23 protein-coding genes are annotated in these 23,312 nt (G+C 64.3%); 6 read left to right on the top strand and 17 right to left on the bottom strand.

All coding sequences use genetic code 11. The features are described from left to right. The 3 genes from ACSQ3M_RS25725 to ACSQ3M_RS25715 all read right to left on the bottom strand — a co-directional run. Positions 1-1,110: caspase family protein (locus tag ACSQ3M_RS25725; RefSeq protein WP_436152914.1), on the bottom strand; the 1,110-nt coding region annotated here is incomplete at its 3' end. Continuing rightward, entirely contained in the window at positions 1,110-1,511 is a 402-nt protein-coding gene (locus ACSQ3M_RS25720) for a DUF1353 domain-containing protein (RefSeq protein WP_436152923.1), read from the bottom strand. The genes ACSQ3M_RS25720 and ACSQ3M_RS25725, both read right to left, overlap by 1 nt. Positions 1,512-2,491: 980 nt before the next feature. Then, complete coding sequence (locus ACSQ3M_RS25715) at positions 2,492-3,505, bottom strand: hypothetical protein (RefSeq protein ID WP_436152913.1); 1,014 nt, start codon at positions 3,503-3,505, stop codon at positions 2,492-2,494. A 1,111-nt stretch (positions 3,506-4,616) separates the two neighbouring features. On the opposite strand from ACSQ3M_RS25715, the gene ACSQ3M_RS25710 reads away from it, so the two are divergent. Then, positions 4,617-5,117, top strand: a complete 501-nt coding sequence (locus ACSQ3M_RS25710) for an invasion associated locus B family protein (RefSeq protein WP_436152912.1) — start codon at positions 4,617-4,619, stop codon at positions 5,115-5,117. 7 nt (positions 5,118-5,124) lie between these two features. On the opposite strand, the gene ACSQ3M_RS25705 is transcribed toward ACSQ3M_RS25710, so the two are convergent. The 3 genes from ACSQ3M_RS25705 to ACSQ3M_RS25695 form a co-directional block, all read right to left on the bottom strand. Continuing rightward, complete coding sequence (locus ACSQ3M_RS25705; RefSeq protein WP_436152911.1) at positions 5,125-5,799, bottom strand: RraA family protein; 675 nt, start codon at positions 5,797-5,799, stop codon at positions 5,125-5,127. A 90-nt stretch (positions 5,800-5,889) separates the two neighbouring features. After that, a complete protein-coding gene (locus ACSQ3M_RS25700) occupies positions 5,890-6,381 on the bottom strand; it encodes an SRPBCC domain-containing protein (protein WP_436152910.1) in 492 nt (163 codons plus the stop codon). After that, the gene (locus tag ACSQ3M_RS25695; RefSeq protein WP_436152909.1) at positions 6,378-6,716 is read right to left on the bottom strand and encodes an ArsR/SmtB family transcription factor; all 339 of its coding nucleotides are present in this window, start codon (positions 6,714-6,716) and stop codon (positions 6,378-6,380) included. Before ACSQ3M_RS25695 ends, ACSQ3M_RS25700 begins: the two co-directional genes overlap by 4 nt. Before the next feature lie 177 nt (positions 6,717-6,893). Between ACSQ3M_RS25695 and ACSQ3M_RS25690 the strand changes: the two genes are divergently transcribed. Continuing rightward, on the top strand, positions 6,894-7,130 hold the full coding sequence (locus tag ACSQ3M_RS25690) for a hypothetical protein (protein WP_436152908.1): 237 nt from the start codon (positions 6,894-6,896) through the stop codon (positions 7,128-7,130). 18 nt (positions 7,131-7,148) lie between these two features. On the opposite strand, the gene ACSQ3M_RS25685 is transcribed toward ACSQ3M_RS25690, so the two are convergent. After that, positions 7,149-7,835 carry a ceramidase domain-containing protein gene (locus tag ACSQ3M_RS25685; RefSeq protein WP_436152907.1) on the bottom strand — a complete coding sequence of 229 codons (687 nt, stop codon included), beginning with the start codon at positions 7,833-7,835 and terminating at the stop codon, positions 7,149-7,151. 441 nt (positions 7,836-8,276) lie between these two features. On the opposite strand from ACSQ3M_RS25685, the gene ACSQ3M_RS25680 reads away from it, so the two are divergent. Both ACSQ3M_RS25680 and trmFO read left to right on the top strand, forming a co-directional pair. After that, positions 8,277-8,432: a DUF1127 domain-containing protein gene (locus ACSQ3M_RS25680; protein WP_436152906.1), complete on the top strand. Its 156-nt coding sequence runs from the start codon at positions 8,277-8,279 to the stop codon at positions 8,430-8,432. Between the two features lie 155 nt (positions 8,433-8,587). Continuing rightward, complete coding sequence (gene trmFO, locus ACSQ3M_RS25675; RefSeq protein ID WP_436152905.1) at positions 8,588-10,000, top strand: methylenetetrahydrofolate--tRNA-(uracil(54)-C(5))-methyltransferase (FADH(2)-oxidizing) TrmFO; 1,413 nt, start codon at positions 8,588-8,590, stop codon at positions 9,998-10,000. A gap of 117 nt (positions 10,001-10,117) precedes the next feature. On the opposite strand, the gene ACSQ3M_RS25670 is transcribed toward trmFO, so the two are convergent. The 5 genes from ACSQ3M_RS25670 to yajC form a co-directional block, all read right to left on the bottom strand. Next, positions 10,118-11,008 carry a phytoene/squalene synthase family protein gene (locus ACSQ3M_RS25670; RefSeq protein ID WP_436152904.1) on the bottom strand — a complete coding sequence of 297 codons (891 nt, stop codon included), beginning with the start codon at positions 11,006-11,008 and terminating at the stop codon, positions 10,118-10,120. Positions 11,009-11,229: 221 nt separating this feature from the next. Further along, complete coding sequence (locus tag ACSQ3M_RS25665) at positions 11,230-11,610, bottom strand: Mth938-like domain-containing protein (RefSeq protein ID WP_436152903.1); 381 nt, start codon at positions 11,608-11,610, stop codon at positions 11,230-11,232. A gap of 151 nt (positions 11,611-11,761) precedes the next feature. Continuing rightward, positions 11,762-12,703 (bottom strand): protein translocase subunit SecF, encoded by a 942-nt coding sequence (gene secF, locus ACSQ3M_RS25660; protein ID WP_436152902.1) that lies wholly within the window; start codon positions 12,701-12,703, stop codon positions 11,762-11,764. 26 nt (positions 12,704-12,729) lie between these two features. Beyond that, positions 12,730-14,337, bottom strand: coding sequence for a protein translocase subunit SecD (gene secD / locus ACSQ3M_RS25655; protein ID WP_436152901.1), 1,608 nt, complete (start codon positions 14,335-14,337; stop codon positions 12,730-12,732). Positions 14,338-14,395: 58 nt separating this feature from the next. Next, the gene (gene yajC / locus ACSQ3M_RS25650; RefSeq protein ID WP_436152922.1) at positions 14,396-14,665 is read right to left on the bottom strand and encodes a preprotein translocase subunit YajC; all 270 of its coding nucleotides are present in this window, start codon (positions 14,663-14,665) and stop codon (positions 14,396-14,398) included. 293 nt (positions 14,666-14,958) lie between these two features. Here yajC and ACSQ3M_RS25645 point away from each other — a divergent pair, with 293 nt between their 5' ends. Beyond that, entirely contained in the window at positions 14,959-15,837 is an 879-nt protein-coding gene (locus ACSQ3M_RS25645; RefSeq protein WP_436152900.1) for an ATP-binding protein, read from the top strand. A 535-nt stretch (positions 15,838-16,372) separates the two neighbouring features. Here the strand turns inward: ACSQ3M_RS25645 and ACSQ3M_RS25640 are convergent. The 5 genes from ACSQ3M_RS25640 to ACSQ3M_RS25620 all read right to left on the bottom strand — a co-directional run bounded on the left by ACSQ3M_RS25640 (position 16,373) and on the right by ACSQ3M_RS25620 (position 21,854). Beyond that, on the bottom strand, positions 16,373-17,701 hold the full coding sequence (locus ACSQ3M_RS25640; RefSeq protein WP_436152899.1) for a peptidoglycan DD-metalloendopeptidase family protein: 1,329 nt from the start codon (positions 17,699-17,701) through the stop codon (positions 16,373-16,375). A 432-nt stretch (positions 17,702-18,133) separates the two neighbouring features. Continuing rightward, entirely contained in the window at positions 18,134-18,796 is a 663-nt protein-coding gene (locus ACSQ3M_RS25635; RefSeq protein ID WP_436152898.1) for a protein-L-isoaspartate O-methyltransferase family protein, read from the bottom strand. 62 nt (positions 18,797-18,858) lie between these two features. Then, positions 18,859-19,620, bottom strand: coding sequence for a 5'/3'-nucleotidase SurE (surE, locus tag ACSQ3M_RS25630; RefSeq protein ID WP_436152897.1), 762 nt, complete (start codon positions 19,618-19,620; stop codon positions 18,859-18,861). 4 nt (positions 19,621-19,624) lie between these two features. Then, the gene (gene serS / locus ACSQ3M_RS25625) at positions 19,625-20,935 is read right to left on the bottom strand and encodes a serine--tRNA ligase (protein WP_436152896.1); all 1,311 of its coding nucleotides are present in this window, start codon (positions 20,933-20,935) and stop codon (positions 19,625-19,627) included. 160 nt (positions 20,936-21,095) lie between these two features. Next, positions 21,096-21,854: an SDR family NAD(P)-dependent oxidoreductase gene (locus tag ACSQ3M_RS25620; protein WP_436152895.1), complete on the bottom strand. Its 759-nt coding sequence runs from the start codon at positions 21,852-21,854 to the stop codon at positions 21,096-21,098. A 144-nt stretch (positions 21,855-21,998) separates the two neighbouring features. On the opposite strand from ACSQ3M_RS25620, the gene ACSQ3M_RS25615 reads away from it, so the two are divergent. Then, on the top strand, positions 21,999-23,258 hold the full coding sequence (locus ACSQ3M_RS25615) for an extracellular solute-binding protein (protein WP_436152894.1): 1,260 nt from the start codon (positions 21,999-22,001) through the stop codon (positions 23,256-23,258). Positions 23,259-23,312 lie beyond the last annotated feature (54 nt).

Genomic DNA, 23,312 nt, shown 5'->3' with positions numbered 1-23,312 from the left:
TACGATCTCGAGCTGCTTCTGTAGACCCTCCTCTCGACTTCTCTCTTCTAACGAGACTCTCTCAACATCAATCATGCGCTGCTGAATAATTGCTGAAAAATGCGGAAATTCCATTCCAATCTTAATTAGCCTCTCCTTGTTTTTTTGCTTGCCAATTTCAGTAAGGGCGCAAATATCATTGTAGTTTATGTTGCATCTTATTGACGTATTCGTGAACCCCAAAAAAACGGCTGTGACAGCAATAAAAATCATACCTACAAAAAATGACAACCTATTACTCGAAGGAGAGCGGTCGGCACTAAACGAATCAGAATTTGAAGAATCAACCTTCAAAAGAGAGAACGAAGTAGGGCGATCATCAGCGGTATTATTGTCCAAATTTTTAATCGAAAAAAAGAAATCTTCCTCCAGCGACGATTGATCCCAAGGAGTTTGACGACCACCAGTTTTTGTCTTCACCTGCTTACGCACGCGAGTCATGATTTGACTAAGACTGAGCTCCGGCTGCTCAATATGTTGCAATAAAGCTTCAGTGAATGGACTGTGCCGCTCCTGCGCACCATCGACTGCGGTGTTATTGGGGTCGGTCGCATAGGCGATAAAAGTCCCACGCTTGGCGACCATCGCGGCCAATCCAGACGGAAGAAACCCCCTGGTTATCCCATTCACTTGCGTATCATTACTTAATGTCTTCGCAAACGGATTATCGCGACACGCATCGAGGAAGATAATATTTATGCCAGAAAAATTTGATAACACGCCTAGATGATCATTTAGATTAAAAGCCCTCCGCTGAAGCTGGTCTTGACTTTGTATTATAGCATCAATAGGGATCATGTAATTCTGGCCATATACCTGAATACCATGACCTGCATAATATAGAAGAGCAACATCTGATGATCTTGCGCTTATTTCGAAGGAACGAATTAAATCTTCCATCGAATTCTGATTCAGATCAGTTCCCAGCGACACTGAAAAATCAAGCCTATCCAGCGCTTCTGCAAAAGATTCGGCGTCATTCTTTGCGTTATTTAGCGGAGGTACAAATCGGTAAGATCCGTTACCAATAACAAGGGCTAAGCGCCGCTGCTCTGTTGAACCGGGACTCACTAGAAAACCCCCGGGCTCGTACGCCAAAATTCCCAGCTTACCTTAGGGTCGCTAGGGAAATTTTTAAGTACTCTCTTTTCTCCTCTAAGTTTTGCGTTTGCATTACCTCGCCACGCTGTCCACCCAAAAAGGCGCAACGCACCGTATATAGCCGCCCTTTTCCAAGTAGGTGTGTTCATTTCAACCATAGCACTATAGAATATCTTATCAGCTGATTTTCGATCTACCGACTGCGTCCAATATAACCAGTCATGCATAATAGCCGGCATTCCATAAGGTCCGATTGGTGGAAGCAAAGACCAAAAAACCCATGGAACTGATGCAAGATCTGTAACAAACCCGCGAGGAATACTAACCTCGTTTGGCAGCGTTTTATCACTGCGCCAGGCTATTGATTCCATTAAAAACCAATAGTCCATTCGGGCGAACGGAACTAGTACCGGAGCTTTATTAAACTCACGATCACCACTACTTTCGCTTTTCATCCAGGCACGAACAAAGTCCTGCTTTGCGCCCATACCACTCAGCCTCAAGAAATCGGCATGATGTTCAAGCAATTAGGCCCATTATGCGTCTTATATTGCGGATTGCCAACCCCACTCGAACGGCGCAACGATCGTTCGAATTTCTTCTCTCAATCCGCTCTTTTGAATGATAACTTTAGGAAAATTTTCACCTCGTACCGAAATCTGAAGTAAAAATTGTTTTATGATATCCATGATTATAATATATATTTAACTAACCTTATTAATTTCCAGAATGCATATCGATATCGTGTATATATTTATTTAAATAATACTATGTCGATATACAAATTCAAAATATAGTTCTTAAAATTATAAATTTAACGACTCTTATTCAACTCGAAGATCTCGCCCTCGACATATCTCTACCCTCAAAACCTCCCGTGCCATCGCCTCGCCCATGACCGATACGGGGCGGCCATTCAGATGGGCGCGGGGAACCCCTGTCCCGGATAGGAGAAGGGTGGGGTGAGGGATCGCCGCCAACCGTCATAGCCGCCCGCTGGCCACGGCCCCGCTTCGCTGGTTTGCCCACAGGCCCTCATCCGGGAGAAGGCAAGGACGCCGCGGCTCTCTCCGTCATGCTCGGGCCTGTCCTGAGCGCCCACGCCTTGCGGCGCGGACGGCAAGCGCCGGCCCGCGAAACGCCGCTTGCCCGGCCATTCCTGCGTCAAGACGTGGATGGTCGCCACAAGAGCGAGCATGTCGGGAGAAGCGAACTTATCCCCGCTCCCAAAACCTCCCGTATGATCCCCTCGCCCATCACCCATACGGGGCGGCCGTCCGGTTTGCCCGCAGGCCCTTATCCGGCGCTTCGCGCCAGCTTCTCCCCTCCGGGAGAAGGAAGGGGCGTCGCGTCACCTGCCGAAGGCCCGGCGCAGGACCTCTTCGTTCTCCTCCTGCCGCCGCTTGTCCTCGGCGGCGCGCTGCTTTGCCTCCTCCTGCATCCGCTTTCGCGCGACCTCCCGATCCCGGCGGTCTTCGAGGGTCTTGGCACGGGCTTGCCTCGCCGCGCCTTGCCCGTCGAGCTGCCAGAGCCCGGCGATATTGGCCCCGGCGGCGGCGATGCCGGCCAGGAGGACGGCGATCTGGAGCAGCTGAAAGCGCAACAGCGTCCGCGGATCGTCGCCCATGGCCACGCCCGCCGGCCGAGCGCGGGAGGGACCTGTCACCGGGACGGTTGTCGCCACCTGCCCCGTCGCGGTCTGGTCCCGGAAGGCCAGCCAGCGGGACCTAACCGCCTGGCGGAGCTGCTGTCGATCGGCCGCGACGAGTTCGTGGTGCAGCGCGACCTGCACCGTCTCGCCATACGGGATGAAATTGCCGTTCCAGCCGGGGCCGCGCAGCAGGAACGAGTTCACATGGAGCACGGTCTCGTAGAACTGCCGGGACACCACGATGACGGTGACATCGGGATGAAGCGAAGTCCTGTAGAGCAGGGTCGGGCCGCTGGCGAACAGCGACATGGGATTGAACAGCTTCGTGACGATGTCGGCGGCCTCGACGGCCTGCACCTCGTGCCAGGGGATGAGGACCTGCTTGACCCACGGAATCCGGTAGTCGATGCCGGCCGGCGAGAGCGCGAAGAGCGGCTTGCCGGGCCTGTAGCGCGCCCGCAGCGCAACCGCGACGACGCCGATGCCCACCGCCACGGCGAGGGCGATGAAGAGATAGTGGCCCCATGACGAAGGCTTGTCGCTGGCATCGGCCAGGACGAGGAGGGCGAGCCCGATGAAAATCAGCAGCAGGCCGGTCGGAAGCAGCCGGGCGATGCTGGTGGTGGCGCGGTATTCCAGCGTCCTGTGGAGATCCCGGCCCTCGTCATCCACGGCTCGGCCCCCGGCTTCGACAATGAGCGCGAACCGCGCCATGCCGGCGGAGCAGCCCCGCAACACTGGCCGAACGTCTCGGTGCCCGCAAGGCGCGCCGGGGCGGCGTGCGGGCGCATCCACCCCTCTCCGTCATGGTCGGGCTTGTCCCGACCATCCACGTCTTGCGACGCGAATGGCAAGCGCCGGCCCGTGGAACGCTGCTCGACCGGTCGTTCCGGCGTAAAGACGTGGATGGTCGCCACAAGGGCGACCATGACGAGAGAGACTTCGGCAACGAACTTATCCCCGCCCCCAAAACCTCCCGTATGATCCCCTCGCCCATCACCCATACGGGGCGGCCGTCCGGAGGTATGCCAGAGGCTGGGTGAGGGTCGGCGCCTGCGGGCGGGGGTTACGCCCCGCTCCCGGGAGGCTTCGGGGCACCGCCCTGGGGACACTACGATCCCTGTGCGAGGAGCTCGCTAGATGAAGCGGCTGCACGAGAGCCCGCTCCAATCGGCTTGTCGATTGGATAAAGCGGTCTCTCACTCAAGGTGAGAGACGGGCTCGATCGGATTGATCCAATCTGGTCGAACCCGGCTCGGGCCACTGCGACGGCGCTGAGGGAGCGACGACCCGAAGAGGGGAACTGGCACCCAAAGGCATCGCGGCACGGCCAGCAGCCGGCTTCGCAGAAGCGCGGCCCGGAGACTTAAGAAGCCGAAGGCGGAGCGCCACGGGGCGTGCGGATGAGGTTTCATCCGCGCCGCTTCCTGGCTCAACGGAAGCGGATACGACAACGCGCCTCGTGGCGCTCCGCCAGCCCCGTATTCTAATCGCCCGCAGGCAGGCCTGCGGGCGGGATTTGGCGCGTGGGTGAAGCAAGGGCGCGGGAACCGCGACGGAGAACCCCTCTCCCGTGTGGGAGAGGGGCAGGGGTGAGGGCCCGCCCTCCCCGCAAAAGGCCGCAGCGGAGCCGCCGCGCCGTCTACGGCAACGGCAGGCCCTCATCCGGCGCTCCGCGCCACCTTCTCCCATCCGGGAGAAGGGAGACGTCGCGGTTGGCATCCCCACCCCCGCGCCCTTCCGTCGCACGGCATTGTGAGGGTCTTGTTTACGCCTTGTTAAACCGCTCCTGGACATCCCTGCGATGCAAACAGGAGATGAACCGATGATCAGACTGGCGCTTCCCGCGGCCTTTAGCCTTCTTACCGCCGCTGCCCCGGCTTTCTCCGCTCCGGTCCAGCCAATTGGCCAGTTCAAGCAGTGGAACGCGGCGGCCTATGACGGCAGCAATGGCAAGCGTTGCTATATCGTCTCGTCACCGGGCACCGAGAAACCTGATACCTTGCGTCATGGCGACGTGTTCTTCTTCGTGCAGACCGCGCCGAGCGCCCAGAGCCGCACCGAGTCGAGCTTCCAGACCGGCTACGACTTCGCCAAGGATTCGACCGTCACCGTGACGATCGGCGACGAGACGTTCCGCATGCTGACCTCGGGCAACAATGCCTGGCTGCAGCGGCTGGAGCGCGAAGGCGAGCTGCTCGCGGCGATGAAGGCCGGCGACGAGATGGTGCTGGCGGCGCGCTCGGCCCGCGGCAACGAAACCAGCTACACCTTCTCGCTCGAAGGCGTGACCGCGGCGTCGCGGCTGCTGGAGCGGTGTAGCTAAGGCGTCGCTACAGGACGCCGTGGCGCTCGAAGACCGAGCGCAGGCTTGTCCCGGCGAGCAGTTCCTCGCGGGTCGAATCCTCGGCCTCGATCTTGGCCAGCGCCAGCCGGATCGCCTCGGGCGCGATCGCGCGGGGCACGATGACGACGCCGTCGACGTCGCCGAAGATGAAATCGCCGGGCGCGACGCGCGCGCCGCCGACCTCAACCGGCTCGTCGGCGGCCATCATCTCGGCCCGGCCCTTGGTGTCGAGCGGGCCGATGCCGCCATGGAAGACCGGGAAGTCGAGCTCGCGGATGCGGCGGACATCGCGCACCAGCCCGTCGGTGAGGCAGCCGGCGGCGCCTCTCACTTTCGAGGCGGTGGTGAGCAGTTCGCCCCAGGGCGCGATCCGGTCGGTCGGCCCGTCGCAGGCGAGCACCGCGACCTCGCCGGGTTTCAGGCTGTCGATCAGGTCCATCTCCAGCGCATAGGGATTGTGCCCCTCAGGGAGATGGTAGCGTTTCATGTAGAGCCCGGTGCGGGCGAAGCCGCAGAGCACGCTGGCATCGTCGAGCGGCCGCACGAAGGGCTTCACCGCCTGGTCGGGATAGCCGAGCTCGTCGAGCACATCGGAGAGCACGGCTGAATAGAGCCGGCCCTTCAGGCTGGCGAGATCGAGTTCCTGGGCCGGATCCGGCATGCGCGCTTCCCCTCTCTTTATTATGGAGGAAGCTTCCGGGCACGCCGGCGGTGGGTCAAGCCATCGCCGGTGCGTGGGATGGAACGGCGCTCAGGCCGGCAGCTCGTCGAGGCGGGCGTAGCTCGCCTCCATGCCGTATTCCATGCCGGTGGCGAGCATCGCCTCGCGGGTGGCCGAGTCCGGCAGGGTCATGCGCATCGTCATCAGCGTGCCGGCGCCCTCGGCCTCGAAGCGGGTCTCGATATGGTTGTCGGGTGTCGGGTTGGGCATGTTGTCCGGCGCCGGATCGGGCATATGGAAGCGCTCGACATGGACGATGCGACCGAACGGCTCGAGCACGACGTACTCACCGGTCAGCGTGAGGCTGCCGCCGCTGCCGTCGCTCCATTCATAGCGGATCCTGCCGCCCGGCTTCGCCTCGTTGACGCAGACCGGCATGGTCCAGCCCTCGGGGCCGAGCAGCCACTTCTGGATCAGCGCCGGCTCGGTATGGGCGCGGTAGACCGCCTGCGGCGGGGCCTTGAAGCGGCGGGTGACGACGACATGAGTGTTGCCTTCGGTCTTCAGGGTGAGCTGGGTCATCTCTGGTCTGTCTCCTTGCCTGGTTCCATCTCGGCCAGAAGCTGGTCCAGCCGGTCGTAATTCGCTTCCAGGGCCCGCCTGAGCATGGCGAGCCATTTGTCGATCTCCTCGAGCGCGCCCGGCGCGAGCCGGCAGGGCCGCTTCGTCCCCTCGATCCGCCGCATGATCAGCCCCGCCTCCTCCAGCACCTTGAGGTGCCGCGACACCGCCGGCTGCGACATCGCGAAGGGCTCGGCGAGTTCCATCACCGTGGTTTCGCCGAGCGCCAGCCGCGCCAGGATGGCCCGGCGCGTCGGATCGGCGAGAGCGGAGAAGGCTGCGTCGAGGCTCTTCATACCCAATTCCTTATATAACTATCTTGTTAAATAAAGCGCCGTGCGCGGTCAAGCCCCACCAAGCGACAGGCCGCGGCAGTATGCCCTTGCGGAATGTCGCCACGGGGCAGACGATGAGGCGTCGCGCCTGAAGCCCACTCTGGCAAAGCTCACAATCCGAAATGGAGAGACGCCGCCATGCATAGTCTTCTCAAGTTCGCGGCCCTGCTTGCCCTCTCCGCCGGCGGCTTTGCCGCCCTGGCCCCGGCGATCTCGACATCTGCCGAGGCAGTTGTCTGCGCGCGCGGAGTCCGTGGCGCAGCCTGTGCCGGGCCGCGCGGCGCGGTTGCAGTTCGCCGCCGCCCGGTCGTGGTCGCTCCCGCCCGCGGCACGGTCGTCGTGCCGGCACGCCGCGGCGCGGTGATCGTGCGCTGAGCGGCACCTGACCGGCGGCTAAGTCGGCCAATTGCGGCTCACGGCCGGCGGGTCATGCGTGATCGCGGCCCGCAGCAGAAGATAGAGCAACAGGCCGTTGAGCAGATGCCAGCCCCAATGCAGCCCGAACGGAACGGCGCCACATAGCACCGAATCGAGCGAGCGGAAGCTCAGCGACAAAGCGAAGACGAGGCCGGCGAAAGCGATCCGACCGCCGGTGGCGGCATCCCCGCTCCGCCTTGCCGCGAGCGCAACGCCGGCGAGACCGAGGAGGAAGCCGGCATAGCCGGCCGAGCCGCGCATACCGACCGGCAGCAATGGCGCGAGACTGGAGGCCAGGCCGAAACAGGCAGCGAGGAAGAGAAGCGCGCCGATTGCAGCCAGCAGTGGCGACAATCCGATGAACCGATTGAGGGCCAGGCCGAAATAGCAGAGCGCGAAGAGCTGGATCGGCACGACATCGGCCAGCAGCGTCCAGCGCTGCGGCATGGTGTGGAACAGGAAGGAGCCGACACCGATGATCGCGACCAGCGCCGTCAGCGATTCGGCCGGCCAGTCGCGGCGACCGTGCCGTCGCAGCAGCAGGAAGGCCGCCAGCGCCGCCAACAGGAAGGCGGCATTGCTGACTGCATTGAGCGGCTCGGCCCAGAAAGTGCCGCTCAGCCGCTCGCAATAGCCCGCGCCCTGCATGCCCTGCCCCGTCATAGCCGGAATCATCGAATCACGCCGGCCGTCTCACGCAAACGCATGATGTCCGCCGGCAGAATGAGAACAATTGTCTTCGAATCCGGGCATGGTGAACAGTGCGTTACGCCGCTTTTGGCCTCGCAACCAATGCTGCAGTGCAAACTGCATGGCCAATCACGTCGATTCCGCACAAATCAGCGGCACAAACCGGACCAAGTCGAAAGCGAGCCGCCTGCCGCCTAAAATTTAGGCCAAATTGTCACTGTTCTGACAAAATCGTTAAGCGCTCTGCGCGGGTCAGCGGCCCTTTCCAAACGATCTCTTAATTTGCCATGCGTTGACCGCATAACAGAACTGACGCCGCGCCCCTGTGAGAGGCACCATGATCGCTCTATATGCAGTGCACAACGAATTCATCGCTGTCGGGGCCAAACCCCGAAAAACCAAAAGGTTATCGCCATGTTCCTGTCCATGATCGCTACCAAGATCCGCGCCTATTTCCGTTACCGCGAGACCGTTCGCGAGCTGTCCCGCCTCACCGACCGTGAGCTCGACGACCTCGGCCTGTCGCGCTCGGACATCCAGTACGTCGCCCGTACCCACGCGACTGCCTGATTTCTACCCGACTAGTTTCTCCTAGGTCCTGCGTTCCTCCCCTCAGGATCTGGTCGAAGAGCGAATGCCCGCTTTCGAGCGGGCATTTTGCGTTTCTGGGGCTTGATTAGCCTTGCGCCCTTGACCTTGGGCGCCGCCGCAGACACATCGCGGCCATGACAATCGCACCCATCCACATCGTCGGCGGCGGCCTCGCCGGTTCGGAAGCCGCCTGGCAGATCGCCGAGGCCGGCGTACCCGTCATCCTCCACGAGATGCGCCCGGTGCGCGGCACCGACGCCCACAAGACCGAGAGCCTCGCCGAGCTGGTCTGCTCGAACTCCTTCCGCTCGGACGATTCGTCCTCCAACGCCGTCGGTCAGCTGCATTGGGAGATGCGCCGACTCGGTTCGCTGATCATGGCCAAGGGCGATAAGCACCAGGTTCCGGCGGGCGGCGCGCTTGCGGTCGACCGGGACGGCTTCGCCGCCGCCGTCACCGCGGCACTCGAAGCCCATCCGAACGTCACAATCGAGCGCGGCGAGATCGCCGGGCTGCCGCCGGCCGAGTGGGACAAGGTCATCGTCGCGACCGGCCCCCTCACCTCGCCGGCCCTGGCCGAGGGCATCCGCTCGCTGACCGGCGCGAGCGAGCTCGCCTTCTTCGACGCGATCGCGCCCATCGTCCATTTCGACTCGGTCGACATGGATGTCGCCTGGTTCCAGTCGCGCTACGACAAGGCCGGCCCCGGCGGCACCGGTGCCGACTACATCAACTGCCCGCTCGACCGCGACCAATACGAGGCCTTCATCGACGCACTGCTTGCGGCCGAGAAGACCGAGTTCAAGGAATGGGAAGGCACGCCCTATTTCGACGGCTGCCTGCCGATCGAGGTAATGGCCGAGCGCGGCCGCGAGACGCTGCGCTGGGGGCCGATGAAGCCGGTCGGGCTCACCAACAAGCATAATCCGACGGTGAAGGCCTACGCCGTCGTCCAGCTCCGGCAGGACAATGCGCTGGGCACGCTGTTCAACATGACGGGATTCCAGACCAAGCTGAAATATGGCGAGCAGGCCGCGATCTTCAGGATGATCCCGGGCCTGCAGAACGCCGAATTCGCCCGGCTCGGCGGCATCCACCGCAACACCTATCTCAACTCGCCGGAGCTGCTCGATCCGCAATTGCGGCTGAAGGCCGACCCGCGCCTGCGTTTCGCCGGGCAGATCACGGGCTGCGAGGGCTATGTCGAGAGCGCTGCGATCGGCCTTCTGACCGGCCGTCTCGCCGCTGCCGAGCGGCTCGGCCGGCCGCTCGAACTACCGCCGGCGACGACGGCGCTCGGCGCGCTCGTCAACCACATCACCGGCGGGCACATCGTCACCATCGACGAGGGGCCGCGCTCCTTCCAGCCGATGAACATCAATTTCGGCCTGTTCCCGCATATCGAGGGCCAGGCGACGCATGGCCCCGACGGCAAGAAGCTCAAAGGCCCAGCCAAGAGCGTCGCCCGCAAGCAGGCGCTGACGGCGCGGGCGAAGGTCGAGCTCGATGGCTGGATTGGTGGGGCGAGCGTGCAGGCGGCTGAATAGCCTAGCCGTCATTCTCGGGCGGAGCAAAGCGCAGACCCGAGAATCTCGTGACGAGAAGGCGCCGACAAGAGCTCATCCGTCATGAGATGCTCGGGTCAAGCCCGAGCATGACGGGTCCTACCGCCCCGCCATCCGCGCCGCGCGCCACAGCGTCCATTGCCGCTTGAGCGGCGAGAGGTTGATGATCGTGCGGTAGGGATCGTAGCCGCCGCGCTCCATCTGCCTGAGATAGGGCTCGACCAGTGCAACCGGCAGGAAGGCCGGCCTGATCGACGCCGGAACGGTGGCGCTAAGGTCGTTCAGCTTGCGCAGGTGGATGCGCGCCAGCGCCCGCATCTCCTTCAGCGAATAGATCAGGCCCGGCCCGCCGCGGCCGCGGACGATGTCCTCGCGGGTGACGCCGTTGCGGGCGAGCAGGTCGGCCGGCAGATAGACCTGGCCGCGGGCCGCATGCCAGGGGAAGGCGCGCATCAGCCCGGAGAGCGCATAGGCGACGCCGGCATGGCCGGCAGCGGTCGCGCCGCCCGGATCACGGCCTTGCGCCAGCACGAGGCAGGCGAGCCGGATCAGCGCGCTCGAGGTCTCGCCGGCATAGCCTTCAAGGTCGGAGAGCGAAGGCATCGGATCGTCATAGAGGTCGAAGACGCGCGCCTCGATCAGGCCCGAAAGCGGGGCGATGGGCAGGCGAAAGCGCCTGACAGTGTCGAGCAGCGCCTGCGCGACCGGGTGACCCGGCGCAGGCGCGTCCGGACCGGCCTCGAGCACGTCGCGCCACCATTGCAGGCGGACTTCGCCCGGCAGCGGCTCGCTGACCTGCTCGCGCACGCGCGCAACCTCGTGACTGAAGGCATAGAGCGCGAACAGCCCGGGCCGCAGCGCCTCGGGCGCATAAAGCGAGGCGATGTAGCGGTCGGGATCGTGCTCGCGCACGAGCGCGAGGCAATGGCCATAGGCCTGGGAGAGCGGGCCCGGCGCAGTGCCGGCGCGGTGCTCGGTTTTCGTGGTCATGCGCCCTCCCCGCTCCCGTCGTCACACGGGTCGAAGCGTCGGCAGTCTAGGCCGGGTCGACAGCCTTGGCTACGCGGGAGCGACATGGCTGATGGGATTTGATCGCCCACTGTCATTCTCGGGTGGAGCAAAGCGCAGACCCGAGAATCTCATGACGAGAAGGCGCGAGTAGGAGCCTCCTCCGGCCTGAGATGCCCGGGTCAAGCCCGAGCATGACGCTCTCATTCCACGGCGATCAGCGCCGCGGCAACCCGCCGCTCTTCGCCGACCAGGACGTTGAAGGTGCGCGCCGCGGCGGGAGTCGCCATCGCCTCTACGGTGATGCCGACGGCCTTGAACGGGTCGCGCAAGGCAGCTGGCAGGAAGGCGATCTCGCGCCCGATGCCGAGGATCAGGAAGTCGATCGCCTCGGCTTCGTCGAGGACCGGCTGCAAGCTGGCGAGGGTCACCTCGGCGAAGCTGGCGACCGGCCAGATCCGGACGCCGGACGGTGTCGCCAGGATCGAGCCGCGATGGCTCATCTCGGCGAAGCGAAAGCCGCCGGCGCCGAAAGCGTCGATCTGGTAGCGGCCGGGGACGAAGCCGTCGAAGCGGCGTTCCATAACTGCCCTCATATCATCGGCAAGAAAGCGCGAGTCACCCCGGGCGACCGGAGGGAGACCCGGGATCCATTCCGGAACCTCTATCGGAAAGGCTCCGGAATGGATCCCGGATCTCCGCTGCGCTCCGTCCGAGATGACTCAGTTCTTGGCCTCAGACCCGCGCCTTGGCCTCGGCCAGTTCCTCGCTCTGGTCGAGGCGGCCGGCGCGGACGTCGAGATAGAGCAGCACCGGCGTCGAGACGAACATCGCCGAATAGGTGCAGACCACCACGCCGAACAGCATGACGAGCGCGAAGCCCTCGATCGCCGAGCCGCCGAAGAAGACCAGCGCGATCAGCGCGAGTACGGTGGTGGTCGAGGTGATCGCGGTGCGCGACAGGGTCGAGTTGACCGAGAGATCGAGCAATTCCGGGATCGGCATGGTCTTGTAGCGGCGCAGCAATTCGCGCGTGCGGTCGAACACCACCACCGTCTCGTTCAGCGAATAGCCGACGATCGTCAGGATCGCCGCGATCGAGGTCAGATTGAATTCGAGCTGCGTGATCAGGAAGAAGCCGAGCGTCAGCACGATGTCGTGCATGGTGCCGACGATCGCGCCGATGGCGAGCTGCATCTCGAAGCGGAACCAGAGATAGACTAGGACGCCGAGGATCGCGAGCACGACGCCGAGCGTGCCGGCCTGGACCAGCTCGCCCGATACGCGCGGACCGACCGTCTCGACCCGGCGGAACTCATAAGCCTCGGAGAAGGTCTCCCGCGCCTTGGTCACCACGCCCTGCTGGGCGATCTCGCCGCCCGGCTGCACAGCAAAGCGCATGGAGAGCTCGCCGGCACCGCCGAATTCCTGGACCTCGACCTCGCCGAAGCCGAAGCCATTGGCGGTCTGGCGCACCTGGGCGATGTCAGGCTTGCCGCTCTTGGCCTGCATCTCCATCAGCGTGCCGCCGCGGAAATCGATGCCGAAATTGAGGCCGACCGTCAGGAACAGCACCAGCACGAGCACGGAGTAGGCCGCCGAGAACGGATAGGCGAGGCGCCGCCAGTGAACGATGCGGAAGCGGGTATTATCGGGAACGATGCGAAGCAGGCGCATGGTCTGTTATCTCCTGGCCTGCGGCGTCAGAAAGGGAGGGCCTTCGGCCGCGCCCAGCGATACCAAAGCGCGATCAGCATCCGCGTCAGTGTCACCGCGGTGATGACCGTGGTCAGGATGCCCAGGATGAAGACGACGGCGAAGCCGCGCACCGGGCCGGAGCCGAGCGTGAACAGGGCGACCGCCGCGATCAGCATTGTGGCGTTGGAGTCGATGATCGTGGCGAAAGCGCGCTGGAAGCCGGCCTCCAGTGCCGAGACCAGCGATCTTCCCATGTGGGATTCCTCGCGCATGCGTTCGTAGATCAGCACGTTCGAGTCGACCGCCGTGCCGATGGTGAGCACGATGCCGGCGATGCCCGGCAAGGTCATGGTCGCCCCCAGGAGCGACATCAGCCCGAGGATCAGGCAGACGTGCACGACAAGCGCGATGCTGGCGATGATGCCGAACAGCCCGTAATTGCCGATCATGTAGAGGATGACCAGCACGGTCGCGATGATGGTCGCCATCTTGCCGGCCTGGATCGAATCCTGGCCGAGGCCAGGACCGACGGTGCGCTCCTCGACGATGGTCATCTTGGCGGGCAGCGCACCGGCGCGCAGCAGGATCGCGAGATCGTTGACCGACTGGACGGTGAAGTTGCCGGAAATCTGGCCAGAGCCGCCGGTGATCGGCGACTGGATCACCGGGGCAGAAATCACCTTGTTGTCGAGCACGATGGCGAGCTGGCGGCCGAGGTTCTCGGTGGTCGCCTGGCCGAAGCGCTGGGCGCCACGGATGTTGAAGCGGAAGTTGACGATCGGCTGGCTGGTGCGTTGATCGAAGGCAGCCTGAGCATCGACGAGATCTGCACCTTCAACGATCACCTGCCGGCTGATCGGAATCGGCTGGCCGCCCTGATCCTGCGAGGGCAGCATCTCGACATCGCTGGCGGTCTGGTCGGCCACCAGGCGGAACTGCAGCTTGGCGGTTTGGCCGACGCGGCGCTTGATCTCGTCGGGATTGCCTCCTGGTACCTGGACCAGGATGCGGTCAAGGCCTTGGCGCTGGATATTGGGCTCGACGGTGCCATCAGGATCGATGCGTCGGCGAATGACTTCAATCGCCTGTCCGGAGACGCGGCTGATCCGGTCGTTGATTCCCGCCTCGCTGATCGACACCTGGACGAGCCCGTTGGGCTGCTCGGAAATATCCATTGTCGAGTTGCCGGTACCGCCCAAGGCACCAAGCGCGCTCAAAGGCTGCGCGAGCTCCCGCAGTTTCGGCAGAAGTTTGACGCGGTCTGCCTCGTCCGGCACCCGCAACTGCACACCACGCGCCGTTGTCGCGATGCCACCCTGAATATTGATGCGCTCATCACGCAGAATACGGCGAACATCGTCGCGCAACTGCGTCACCTGGCTACGCAGCAAATCGGCCCGATCGATCTCGAGCAGAATATGCACACCGCCTTGCAAATCGAGGCCGAGCGTCATCGCATGGATCGGCAGCAGGAAGCGCGGAATCCAGGCCGGGGCGCCCTGCTCGATCGCCTTGCGGGTTTCGGGCGAGAACAGGTTCGGCACGGCGAGCCCGCAGCCGAAGACCAACACGAGCAGAACGAGAATGACCTTGCGGGCCTGGAGACGAAGCATCTTTATGGACAGCCTTGTTGGCGGGCGCGGGTGCCTTGAGCCCCGCGCCTCACGGCCTTCAGCTCTTGACCGGCTCGCCCTTGGCGCGGACGTCGGTGATCATGCCCTTGACGATGCGCACGCGCACGCCATCGGCGATCTCGGCCTCGATCTCGGCGTCGTCGATCACCTTCGAGACCTTGGCGATGAGGCCGCCCGAGGTGACGATCGTGTCGCCGCGACGGACGTTCTTGATCAGCTCCTGATGCGACTTCACCCGCTTCTGCTGCGGCCTGATGATCAGGAACCACATGATGATGAAGATCAGGACGAACGGAACCAGCGACATCAGCACGTCGTTGGTGCCGCCGCCTCCAAAGCCCTGGGCAAAAGCGGGGGTGATCACGGGAAGGCTCCTTCACGTCGCCGCCGATTGACGGCCGGCCGGCGCGGGGTTGGTAAAATCGCGCGGACTATAGCCAGCGATGTCGTGAAATCAATCGAAAGCGGCCGGTTTCCCGACCGCCTCCCCCAGCTAAGCTGTCCCTGCCCTGCGCGCAATGGTCTTGCCTTCGGATAGAGAGCGGCGCTATGAGCGTACCGTACCGTTCGGTACACCAGTCTTATGCGGACATGCCTGCGATGACCGACACCGCCACCGACCCGACGCTCGCCACCCTGCTGCGCATCGCCGACGCGCTGGAGCGCCTTGCCCCTCCGGCCCGGCGCGCAGCCGATCTCACCGCGGCCGACGCCTTCGTCTGGCATGCGGCCGGCCACGAATTTGCGCCGGTCACGAAGGTGAACCGCGTCGCGCTTTCGCTGCTGCGCGGCGTCGACCGGGTGCGTGATACGCTAGCCGAGAACACCGAGCGCTTCGCCCGCGGCCTGCCGGCAAACAACGTCCTGCTCTGGGGCGCGCGCGGCATGGGCAAATCGTCGCTGGTCAAGGCAGTGCATGCCGACACCAACCGGCGCCTGCCGGCAGGCGCCCTCCCCCTCAAGCTGATCGAGATCCATCGCGAGGACATCGAGAGCCTGCCCATTCTGATGGGGCTGCTCAAGGCTGATCCGCACCCTGCCATCGTCTTCTGCGACGATCTGTCCTTCGACGGCCAGGACACCTCCTACAAGTCGCTGAAGGCTGCGCTCGACGGCGGCGTCGAGGGCCGGCCGGACAATGTCGTGTTCTACGCGACCTCGAATCGCCGGCACCTGCTGCCGCGCGACATGATGGACAACGAGCGCTCAACCGCGATCAATCCCGGCGAGGCAATCGAGGAGAAGGTTTCGCTCTCGGACCGTTTCGGCCTCTGGCTCGGCTTCCACAAATGCAGCCAGGACGAGTATCTTTCGATGATCGACGGCTATGTCGGCCATTTTGGCCTGGCGATCGAGCCCGATCAGTTGCGCCACGAGGCGCTGGAATGGGCGACGACGCGCGGCTCGCGCTCGGGGCGGACGGCCTGGCAGTACATCCAGGACCTGGCTGGGCGGCTGGAGAAGCGGTTGGAGGGGTGAAGTAGCCAGCTGATAGTCGAGAGGGTATCCTCAACCCTGTTGCACATGCAGGTTGTAGCGCGCCCTCGCCCTTGGGGGCCCGCGCCAAAGGCAGAGGCGGTTATGAGAGCGTTCCCGACGCGATCTCAAAGATTGGCTCTCAAGGCACTATATCGCCTGTCGAAGGTACTACGGATGTCAGATATCGCCTTTTTGAAAGCAGTATATGCGCTTTCAAACAATACCTGTTTTTGTATCCGTGTTGCCGAGGAAGTATGTAATTATAAGTACCCATCATCCAAGATCTTAGTCTTTGAAAATTGTGATCGAATAGCAAGAGCCAAGTGATCCTTCCTTCTCGGAAGGAAGGCAAAGAAAAACGGGGCGGCCTTTCCTGGGACCGCCCCGCCTGGTTTCGACCGGTGGGGTCTCGCGATTGCCGGCCGAAGTGTGAAAGCCATTCCTGCGAAAGTGCGAAGCGGTTTCGCGCCCGGAATTGCGTCAAAGAAGCTTGGAAAGGCCCCGGCGTATCGGCGTTCGCCGGGCCTTTCCAGGATCAGTTGCTGCTGAGATAGGGCATCGGGTCGACCGGGGTCGAACCCTTGCGCAGCTCGAAGTGCAGCTGCGGCGAGTTGACGTTGCCGGATTGGCCCGACTTGGCGACGACTTGGCCGCGCTTGACCTGCTCGCCGCGCTTGACGCTGAGCTCGCCATTATGGGCGTAGGCCGAGACATAACCGTTCGGGTGGCGGATCAGCACGAGGTTGCCGTAGCCCTTGAGCTCGCTGCCGGCATAGGCGACGACGCCGCCCTCGGCCGCCTTGATCGGAGTGCCTTCCGGCACCGCGATGTTGATGCCCTCATTGCCGCCCTTGCCGGCATAGCCGGCGATGACGCGGCCGCGGGCCGGCCAGCGGAACTCGGCGCCGGACGAAGCCGGCTCCTCGGCCTTGGGCAGGCTCGCGGTGGTCTGCGGCTCGGCCTTCGGCTCCGGAGCAACAGCCTTCGGCTGGACCAGGATCTTCTCGGCCGGCGCACTGGCTACGACCGGCGCGGCAGCCTTCGGCTTGGCCGCGGCGGGGGCCGGAGCTGGCAGCGCCGCGGTCTTGGTTTCCGTGCCGGCCTTGGCGGCCGCCTTGGCCTTGGCCTCGGCAGCGAAGCGGGCTCGGGCCTCGCCCATGCGCTTGGCGTCGGCGGCGGCCTTCTCCTTGGCCTCGGCGGCCTGCGTCCTGGGATCGACGGCCGCGACCTTCGGGGCGGCGCCGGGCTTGACCGGGACGGACGCGACCGGACGCGAGACCGGCGGCGGCGCGAGGCGCGGCTGCTCAAAACGGTTATCGGTCGGCGCCGGCTGGCGCGCGGCGGTCTGGGCGCCAGCACCATTGTAGACGGGAACGACGATGCGGGAGCCCGGGGCGGCCTCACCCGACAAACCATTGGCCTGCATAAGCGCTGCGCGCGGCACACCATAGCGGCCAGAGATCACCTCGAGCGTCTCGCCCTGGGCGACCACGATCGGCGTGCCGCCCTGAGCGCTCCAGCCCGAGGCCGAGCCGCCGACGGACGGGGCTGGTGCCGCTGGCGGCGTGGAGCGGAGTGCAACCGAGGAAGTCGGCGGCGGCAGCGGCTGGCTGCGCACACCCGGATTGCCGGTGGCTGAGGCCGTCTCGTAGGACTGGCGTGGCGCGCCGCGCCCGATCGAGCCGGTCGTCGCCGGATCGCGCTGGGCAGCCGGAGCCTCGGCGGTCTTGAAGGGGCTGGCGAAGGGCGCCTCAGTGAAGCGCAACGTGTCCGAGGAGCAGGCGCCCAGACCGGCTGCAAGGGCGCAGACCGACACGACGCGAACCACGGACTTCGGCACGGCCAGTTCGACTTGCTTACGCATGGACTCTGTACTCGCGAACGACGCAACTCTACGGTCCGCATTAAAGAGCCGGTTAGGTTAAGAAGGCGTTGCGCTGCTGACAGGTCAGGTGAATTTCCTGAGCGACCGGAAACGTCATTCTCGGACGGAGCGCAGAGGTCCAGTGAGCAGAAACGAACGGGACTCCCGCGGGGAACCCCTCTCCCGGATGGGAGAGGGGCAGGGGTGAGGGACCGCCGCTGATTGTTAGGGCGATGCGGCGCCGCTGCGCCCTCTCCGGGTAAGGCAGGCCCGCATCCCTGCCTTTCTCCCACACGGGAGAAGGGTTCCCCGCGGATGCCACTTGGATCATCGCCTGCTCGAACACCTCAGCGCACTAGCGTTTCGGCATGCTTCCGAAACAACCCGAACAGCGGCGGGTCAAGCCCGAGCATGACGGCAGTAGCGGCACTGCTACAGCGCCTGCGACAGGCCCGGCGCCAGCGGCGGAATGCGCACGATCCCGCCGAGGGCGTGGTCGAAACCACCGTCGTTGCGCGTGACGACGACCAATCGCCCTGCCCCCTCGACGCGCAGCGCTCCGACCAGCCGACCGCCGACGCCAAGCCGGGCGAGCAGCGCCTCCGGCACCGCCTGCATCACGCCATTGACAAGGATGCGCTCGAAGCGGCCGAGCGTGCGGTCGGGTTGCAGGCCATCGGCATGGCGCAATTCGACCGCCTTGCCGAAGCCGCCACTGGCGAGCCGTTCATGCGCCGAGAGCGCGAGCGTACGATAGCGCTCCAGCGAGACGATCGTGCCGCCCATCGCGGCGAGCAGAGCCGCAACATAGCCGGAGCCCGAGCCCACCTCGAGCACGCGGCAATCCGGCTTCATCTCAAGTGCGCCGACCAGCGCCGCCACCGTATGCGGCGCCGTCATGGTCTGGCCGCAGGGCAAGGGCACGGAGACGTCCTGGCGGGCGAGATCGGCGAAGCGGGACGGCGCGAAATGCTCGCGCGGCACACGCTCCATTGCCCTGAGCAGCGCGATATCACGCACGCCGCGCGCCCGGAGCGACAGCAGGAAGGCGACGGTGCGTTCGCTCTCGCTGCTGCTGGCGCCCTCCTCGCTCATCCTGTCGCTCTCAGCCGTTCCGCTTGTTGATGATCGTCTACGGTGTCAGGTCGCGGCGCCGTTCAGGCGAACAGCTGCGCGAAGCGTGTCATCGTCGGCTCATGCGTCAGGTCGAGTTCGAGCGGTGTCACCGAGATCTTCTTCTCGGCGAGCGCGCGCAGGTCGGTGCCGTTGGCCGGCTCGTGTTTTCCGCGCTGGAAGGCGATCCAGTAATAGGGATTTCCGCGCCCGTCGCGCCGCGGCTCCAGCCGCATCAGCTCCTGATCGCGACGGCCCTGCGCGGTGACGGCGACGCCGGCAACCTCGCTGGGAGCCACGTTCGGGAAGTTGAGATTGAACAGGATGCCTTCCGGAATTCCCTCCTCCAGCAGGCGGCGGATGATGCCGGGCGCATGCTGCAGGGCGCAGTCCCAGAAGATGCTGGTGCGGTCGCCCGCCATATAGGCCTGGCTCACCGCGATCGAGGGGATGCCGAGCAGCGTGCCCTCCATGGCGGCGGCGATGGTGCCGGAATAGGTCACGTCCTCGGCGACGTTCTGGCCGCGATTGACGCCGGAGAGCACGAGATCGGGTTTCATCTCGGCCATGACCGAGCGCACCGCCATGATCACGCAATCGGTCGGCGTACCCTGCACGGCAAAGCGCTTCTCTTCGATCTGGCGCAGGCGCAGCGGGTTCGACAGCGACAGCGAATGCGCGACGCCCGACTGGTCGGTCTCGGGCGCGACCACCCAGACATCGTCGGAGAGCTGGGCGGCGATCTGCTCGAGGATGCCGAGACCCTCGGCATGGATGCCGTCGTCATTGGTCACCAGGATGCGCATGGGCTCAGGCCGCCTTCTCGATGCGGGTGATCCCGCGCATATAGGGAACCAGCGCGTCCGGCACGGTGATCGAGCCGTCGGCGTTCTGGTAGTTCTCCATCACCGCGATCAGCGCCCGGCCGACCGCCGTGCCCGAGCCGTTGAGGGTGTGGACGAAGAACGGGCCCTTGCCGTCCTTCGTCTTGTAGCGGGCGTTCATGCGCCGGGCCTGGAAATCGCCGCAGACCGAGCAGGACGAGATCTCGCGATAGGTCTTCTGGCCCGGCAGCCAGACCTCGATGTCGTAGGTCTTCTGCGAGGCGAAGCCCATGTCGCCGGTGCAGAGCGTCATCACACGATAATGCAAATCGAGCTTCTTCAGCACGTTCTCGGCGCAGGCGAGCAAGCGCTCATGCTCCTCGCGCGATTTTTCCGGCGCGGTGATCGAGACGAGCTCGACCTTCTCGAACTGATGCTGGCGCAGCATGCCGCGCGTATCGCGGCCGGCCGAACCGGCCTCCGAACGGAAGCACGGGGTCAGTGCGGTGTAGCGGCGCGGCAGCTCCTCCTCGGAGAGGATGGATTCACGCACGAGGTTGGTGAGCGTCACCTCGGCCGTCGAGATCAGCCAGTGGCCGGTCGTCGTCCTGAACAGGTCTTCCTCGAACTTGGGCAGTTGCCCGACGCCGTAGACCGCATCGTCCCGCACCATCAGGGGCGGATTGACCTCGGTGTAGCCGTGCTCCTCGGTGTGCAGGTCGAGCATGAACTGCCCGATCGCCCGGTTGAGCCGTGCCAGCTGACGGTCGAGCACGACGAAGCGCGAGCCGGAGAGCTTCGCCGCCGTCTCGAAATCCATCTGGCCGAGCGCCTCGCCGAGCTCGTAGTGCTCCTTGATCTGATTGAAGCCGAACAGACGACCGCCCGTCTTCTCCGGCTGCTGGCCATTCGTGTGACCTTCGAGCACAACATTGCCGTGCTCGTCGGCGCCGTCCGGCACCTCGTCGAAGGGCTTGTTCGGGATCGCCGCGAGTTGCTCGTTGAGCTTTTCGACCGCGGCCTTTTCCTCAGCCTCCAGCGCCGGCCCGTACTCTTTCAGCGCGGCGACCTCGGCCTTGAGCTGCTCAGCCAAAGCGAGGTCCTTCTGGCCCATCGCCTTGCCGATCTCCTTGGAGAGGGCGTTGCGACGCTCCTGCGCGGCCTGCGACTTGCTGATGGCGGCCCGGCGCTGGTCGTCGAGCGCCAGCAGCGACGACGACAGTTTCTCAAGCCCGCGCCGCTGCAAGCCCCGATCGAACGCGTCAGCGTTCTCGCGAATCCATCTGATGTCGTACATCGCTTCAAGCCGAACCGTTGTTGAATCGGCTGTTGCTCTAGAGCATGCGGCGCCTGCACGGAAGGGTTCCGTCGGCGTGGCGCGGGTGCGGGAAAGGCGGGAACGGGTTCGCGCGGGATCCCCTCTCCCACAGGGTAGAGGGGTAGGGGCGGCCGACTGGTTATACCCAGCCTCCATCGACGACATAGTGCTGCGCGGTGCAGGCCGAGGCCTCGTCCGACGCGAGAAAGACCGTGAACCTCGCCAGTTCCGCGGGCATGAGCCGGCGTTTCAGGCATTGCCGACGCATGAGTTCGGCCTCGCTCTCGGGCGTCAGCCATTTCTCGATCTGTCGCTCCGTCATGATCCAGCCGGGCGCGATCGCGTTGACGCGGATATTCCAGGAGCCGTAGTCGCGCGCCAGCGAGCGCGTCAGGCCGATCACGCCGGACTTGCTCGCGGTATACGCCGCCATGCCGCCCTGCCCAGCCATCCACGAGGTCGAGCCGAAATTGATGATGGCGCCGCCATTGGCAGCCTTCATGTCCGGCAACACCGCCTGCGCAGCAAAGAACTGGTGCTTCAGATTGACCGCGATCCGGTCATCCCAATATTCCGACGTCACCGTCTCCGTCGCGTGGCGCTCGTCATGCGCGGCATTGTTGACGAGGACCAGGATCGGGCCATGCGCCGCGCGTGCCTGCGCGACGCCGGCCTGAAGCGCCGGGATATCGGTCAGGTCGACCTTGTAGAAATGCGCCGAAAGCCCTGCGGCACTGAGCTCCGCCGCCAGCGCCTCGCCGACAGCGCGCTGGATGTCGAACAGCACCACCGTCGAGCCCTGCCCGGCGAAATGGCGCGAGATCGCAGCGCCGATACCGGAGGCTCCACCGGTGATGAGAACGACCTTGCCGGCAAGGTCTGAGTACATGGCAGCCATGGTCCACTCCGCCTCGATACGAGCACTCCCGGAAATAGCGGGCGCTTGACGCAGATCATATACGGCAGATTCTGAGTTGCGCACCTCAGAATTTGAGTTAGTCTTTCCTCAACCGCCGATCAAAGCGCGGAACGGGAGGACAGGATGGGATATCTGAGGACCGTCGTGCTCGGCGCCGCCGGGCTATTGCTCGCCGCCGGCGCCGCTGCTGCCCAGACCACGGTAAAATGGCTCCACATCGAGCAGAACCCGGCCCAGGTGAAGATCTGGGACGAGGTCGCGCGCAAATTCGAGGCGCAACATCCCGGCGTGAAGGTCGAGATGCAGTTCCTCGAGAACGAGGCCTACAAGGCCAAGCTGCCGACCATCCTGCAGTCGAGCGACAAGCCGCATATCCTCTATTCCTGGGCCGGCGGGGTGCTGAAGGCGCAGATCGAGGCCGGCGTGCTCGAGGACATCACCGCCCCGGTCGGCGCTTACAAGGACAAGCTCTCTGCCGGAGCCGTCGAGGCCTTCACCATTGACGGCAAGCTCTACGGCCTTCCGCATAACGTCTCGCAGGTCGGCTTCATCTACAACAAGGATCTGTTCGCCAAGGCGGGCGTCGACGGCGCCGCGATCAAGAGTTGGGACGACCTGCTCGGTGCCGTGAAGAAGCTGAAGGCGGCCGGCATCACGCCGATCACCGTCGGCGGCGGCGACAAGTGGCCGCTGCACTTCTACTGGACCCATCTCGCCGTCCGCCTCGGCGGCAAGCCGGCCTTCGAGGCGGCGTTGAAGGGACAGAATGGCGGCTTCGAGGGCGAGACCTTTCAGAAGGCCGGCGAGCTGACGAAGCAGCTCGTCGACCTCGAGCCCTTCCAGACCGGCTTCCTCGGTTTCAAGAACCAGCAGGCGCTCGGCTTCTTCGCCGACGGCAAGGCGGCGATGAACCTCGCCATCTCGCATCATTCGACGACGCAGCGGGCGCTCGCCGCCGACAAGAAAGGTGTCCCGGAGGACAAGCTCGGCTGGTTCGACTTCCCGATGCCCGCCGGCGGCAAGGGCCAGCCGACCGACACGCTGGGCGGCGTCAATGGCTGGATCGTCACCAAGGGCGCGCCGAAGGAAGCGGTCGGGTTCCTGCAATTCTTCATCTCCGACGACGTCCAGCGCACGCTCGCCGCGCAGAACTTCCTCATCCCGACCTACAAGGGCGCGGAAGCCACGCTCAGCACGGCGATCATGCAGAACGTGGCGAAGAACATCGCGGCCTCGAAGTACCACCAGAATTTCTACGACCAGGATCTCGGTCCCTCGGTCGGCCGGGTGGTCAACGACGCCACCGCCGAGATCGCCGGCGGCTCGATGACGCCGAAGCAGGCGGCCAAGGCGATCCAGGACGCGTTCAAGCAGGGCAACTGACCGGCGCGCCGCGCTCGATGAGCTGGGAAAGAAATCGATGAGCGAGCGTGGCCA

The organism is Allobosea sp. LjRoot90, from assembly GCF_964254315.1.
GTDB lineage: Bacteria > Pseudomonadota > Alphaproteobacteria > Rhizobiales > Beijerinckiaceae > Allobosea.
This window is presented reverse-complemented; position numbering and strand designations above follow the sequence as displayed.

What these genes read in the sequence shown, in the direction of transcription:
- ACSQ3M_RS25720 (WP_436152923.1), bottom strand. Translation starts at nt 1,511, where the DNA reads ATGGAATCAATAGCCTGGCGCAGTGATAAAACGCTGCCAAACGAGGTT.
- ACSQ3M_RS25715 (WP_436152913.1), bottom strand. Translation starts at nt 3,505, where the DNA reads ATGGCGCGGTTCGCGCTCATTGTCGAAGCCGGGGGCCGAGCCGTGGAT.
- ACSQ3M_RS25710 (WP_436152912.1), top strand. Translation starts at nt 4,617, where the DNA reads ATGATCAGACTGGCGCTTCCCGCGGCCTTTAGCCTTCTTACCGCCGCT.
- ACSQ3M_RS25705 (WP_436152911.1), bottom strand. Translation starts at nt 5,799, where the DNA reads ATGCCGGATCCGGCCCAGGAACTCGATCTCGCCAGCCTGAAGGGCCGG.
- ACSQ3M_RS25700 (WP_436152910.1), bottom strand. Translation starts at nt 6,381, where the DNA reads ATGACCCAGCTCACCCTGAAGACCGAAGGCAACACTCATGTCGTCGTC.
- ACSQ3M_RS25695 (WP_436152909.1), bottom strand. Translation starts at nt 6,716, where the DNA reads ATGAAGAGCCTCGACGCAGCCTTCTCCGCTCTCGCCGATCCGACGCGC.
- ACSQ3M_RS25690 (WP_436152908.1), top strand. Translation starts at nt 6,894, where the DNA reads ATGCATAGTCTTCTCAAGTTCGCGGCCCTGCTTGCCCTCTCCGCCGGC.
- ACSQ3M_RS25685 (WP_436152907.1), bottom strand. Translation starts at nt 7,835, where the DNA reads ATGACGGGGCAGGGCATGCAGGGCGCGGGCTATTGCGAGCGGCTGAGC.
- ACSQ3M_RS25680 (WP_436152906.1), top strand. Translation starts at nt 8,277, where the DNA reads ATGTTCCTGTCCATGATCGCTACCAAGATCCGCGCCTATTTCCGTTAC.
- trmFO (WP_436152905.1), top strand. Translation starts at nt 8,588, where the DNA reads ATGACAATCGCACCCATCCACATCGTCGGCGGCGGCCTCGCCGGTTCG.
- ACSQ3M_RS25670 (WP_436152904.1), bottom strand. Translation starts at nt 11,008, where the DNA reads ATGACCACGAAAACCGAGCACCGCGCCGGCACTGCGCCGGGCCCGCTC.
- ACSQ3M_RS25665 (WP_436152903.1), bottom strand. Translation starts at nt 11,610, where the DNA reads ATGGAACGCCGCTTCGACGGCTTCGTCCCCGGCCGCTACCAGATCGAC.
- secF (WP_436152902.1), bottom strand. Translation starts at nt 12,703, where the DNA reads ATGCGCCTGCTTCGCATCGTTCCCGATAATACCCGCTTCCGCATCGTT.
- secD (WP_436152901.1), bottom strand. Translation starts at nt 14,337, where the DNA reads ATGCTTCGTCTCCAGGCCCGCAAGGTCATTCTCGTTCTGCTCGTGTTG.
- yajC (WP_436152922.1), bottom strand. Translation starts at nt 14,665, where the DNA reads ATGTCGCTGGTTCCGTTCGTCCTGATCTTCATCATCATGTGGTTCCTG.
- ACSQ3M_RS25645 (WP_436152900.1), top strand. Translation starts at nt 14,959, where the DNA reads ATGACCGACACCGCCACCGACCCGACGCTCGCCACCCTGCTGCGCATC.
- ACSQ3M_RS25640 (WP_436152899.1), bottom strand. Translation starts at nt 17,701, where the DNA reads ATGCGTAAGCAAGTCGAACTGGCCGTGCCGAAGTCCGTGGTTCGCGTC.
- ACSQ3M_RS25635 (WP_436152898.1), bottom strand. Translation starts at nt 18,796, where the DNA reads ATGAGCGAGGAGGGCGCCAGCAGCAGCGAGAGCGAACGCACCGTCGCC.
- surE (WP_436152897.1), bottom strand. Translation starts at nt 19,620, where the DNA reads ATGCGCATCCTGGTGACCAATGACGACGGCATCCATGCCGAGGGTCTC.
- serS (WP_436152896.1), bottom strand. Translation starts at nt 20,935, where the DNA reads ATGTACGACATCAGATGGATTCGCGAGAACGCTGACGCGTTCGATCGG.
- ACSQ3M_RS25620 (WP_436152895.1), bottom strand. Translation starts at nt 21,854, where the DNA reads ATGGCTGCCATGTACTCAGACCTTGCCGGCAAGGTCGTTCTCATCACC.
- ACSQ3M_RS25615 (WP_436152894.1), top strand. Translation starts at nt 21,999, where the DNA reads ATGGGATATCTGAGGACCGTCGTGCTCGGCGCCGCCGGGCTATTGCTC.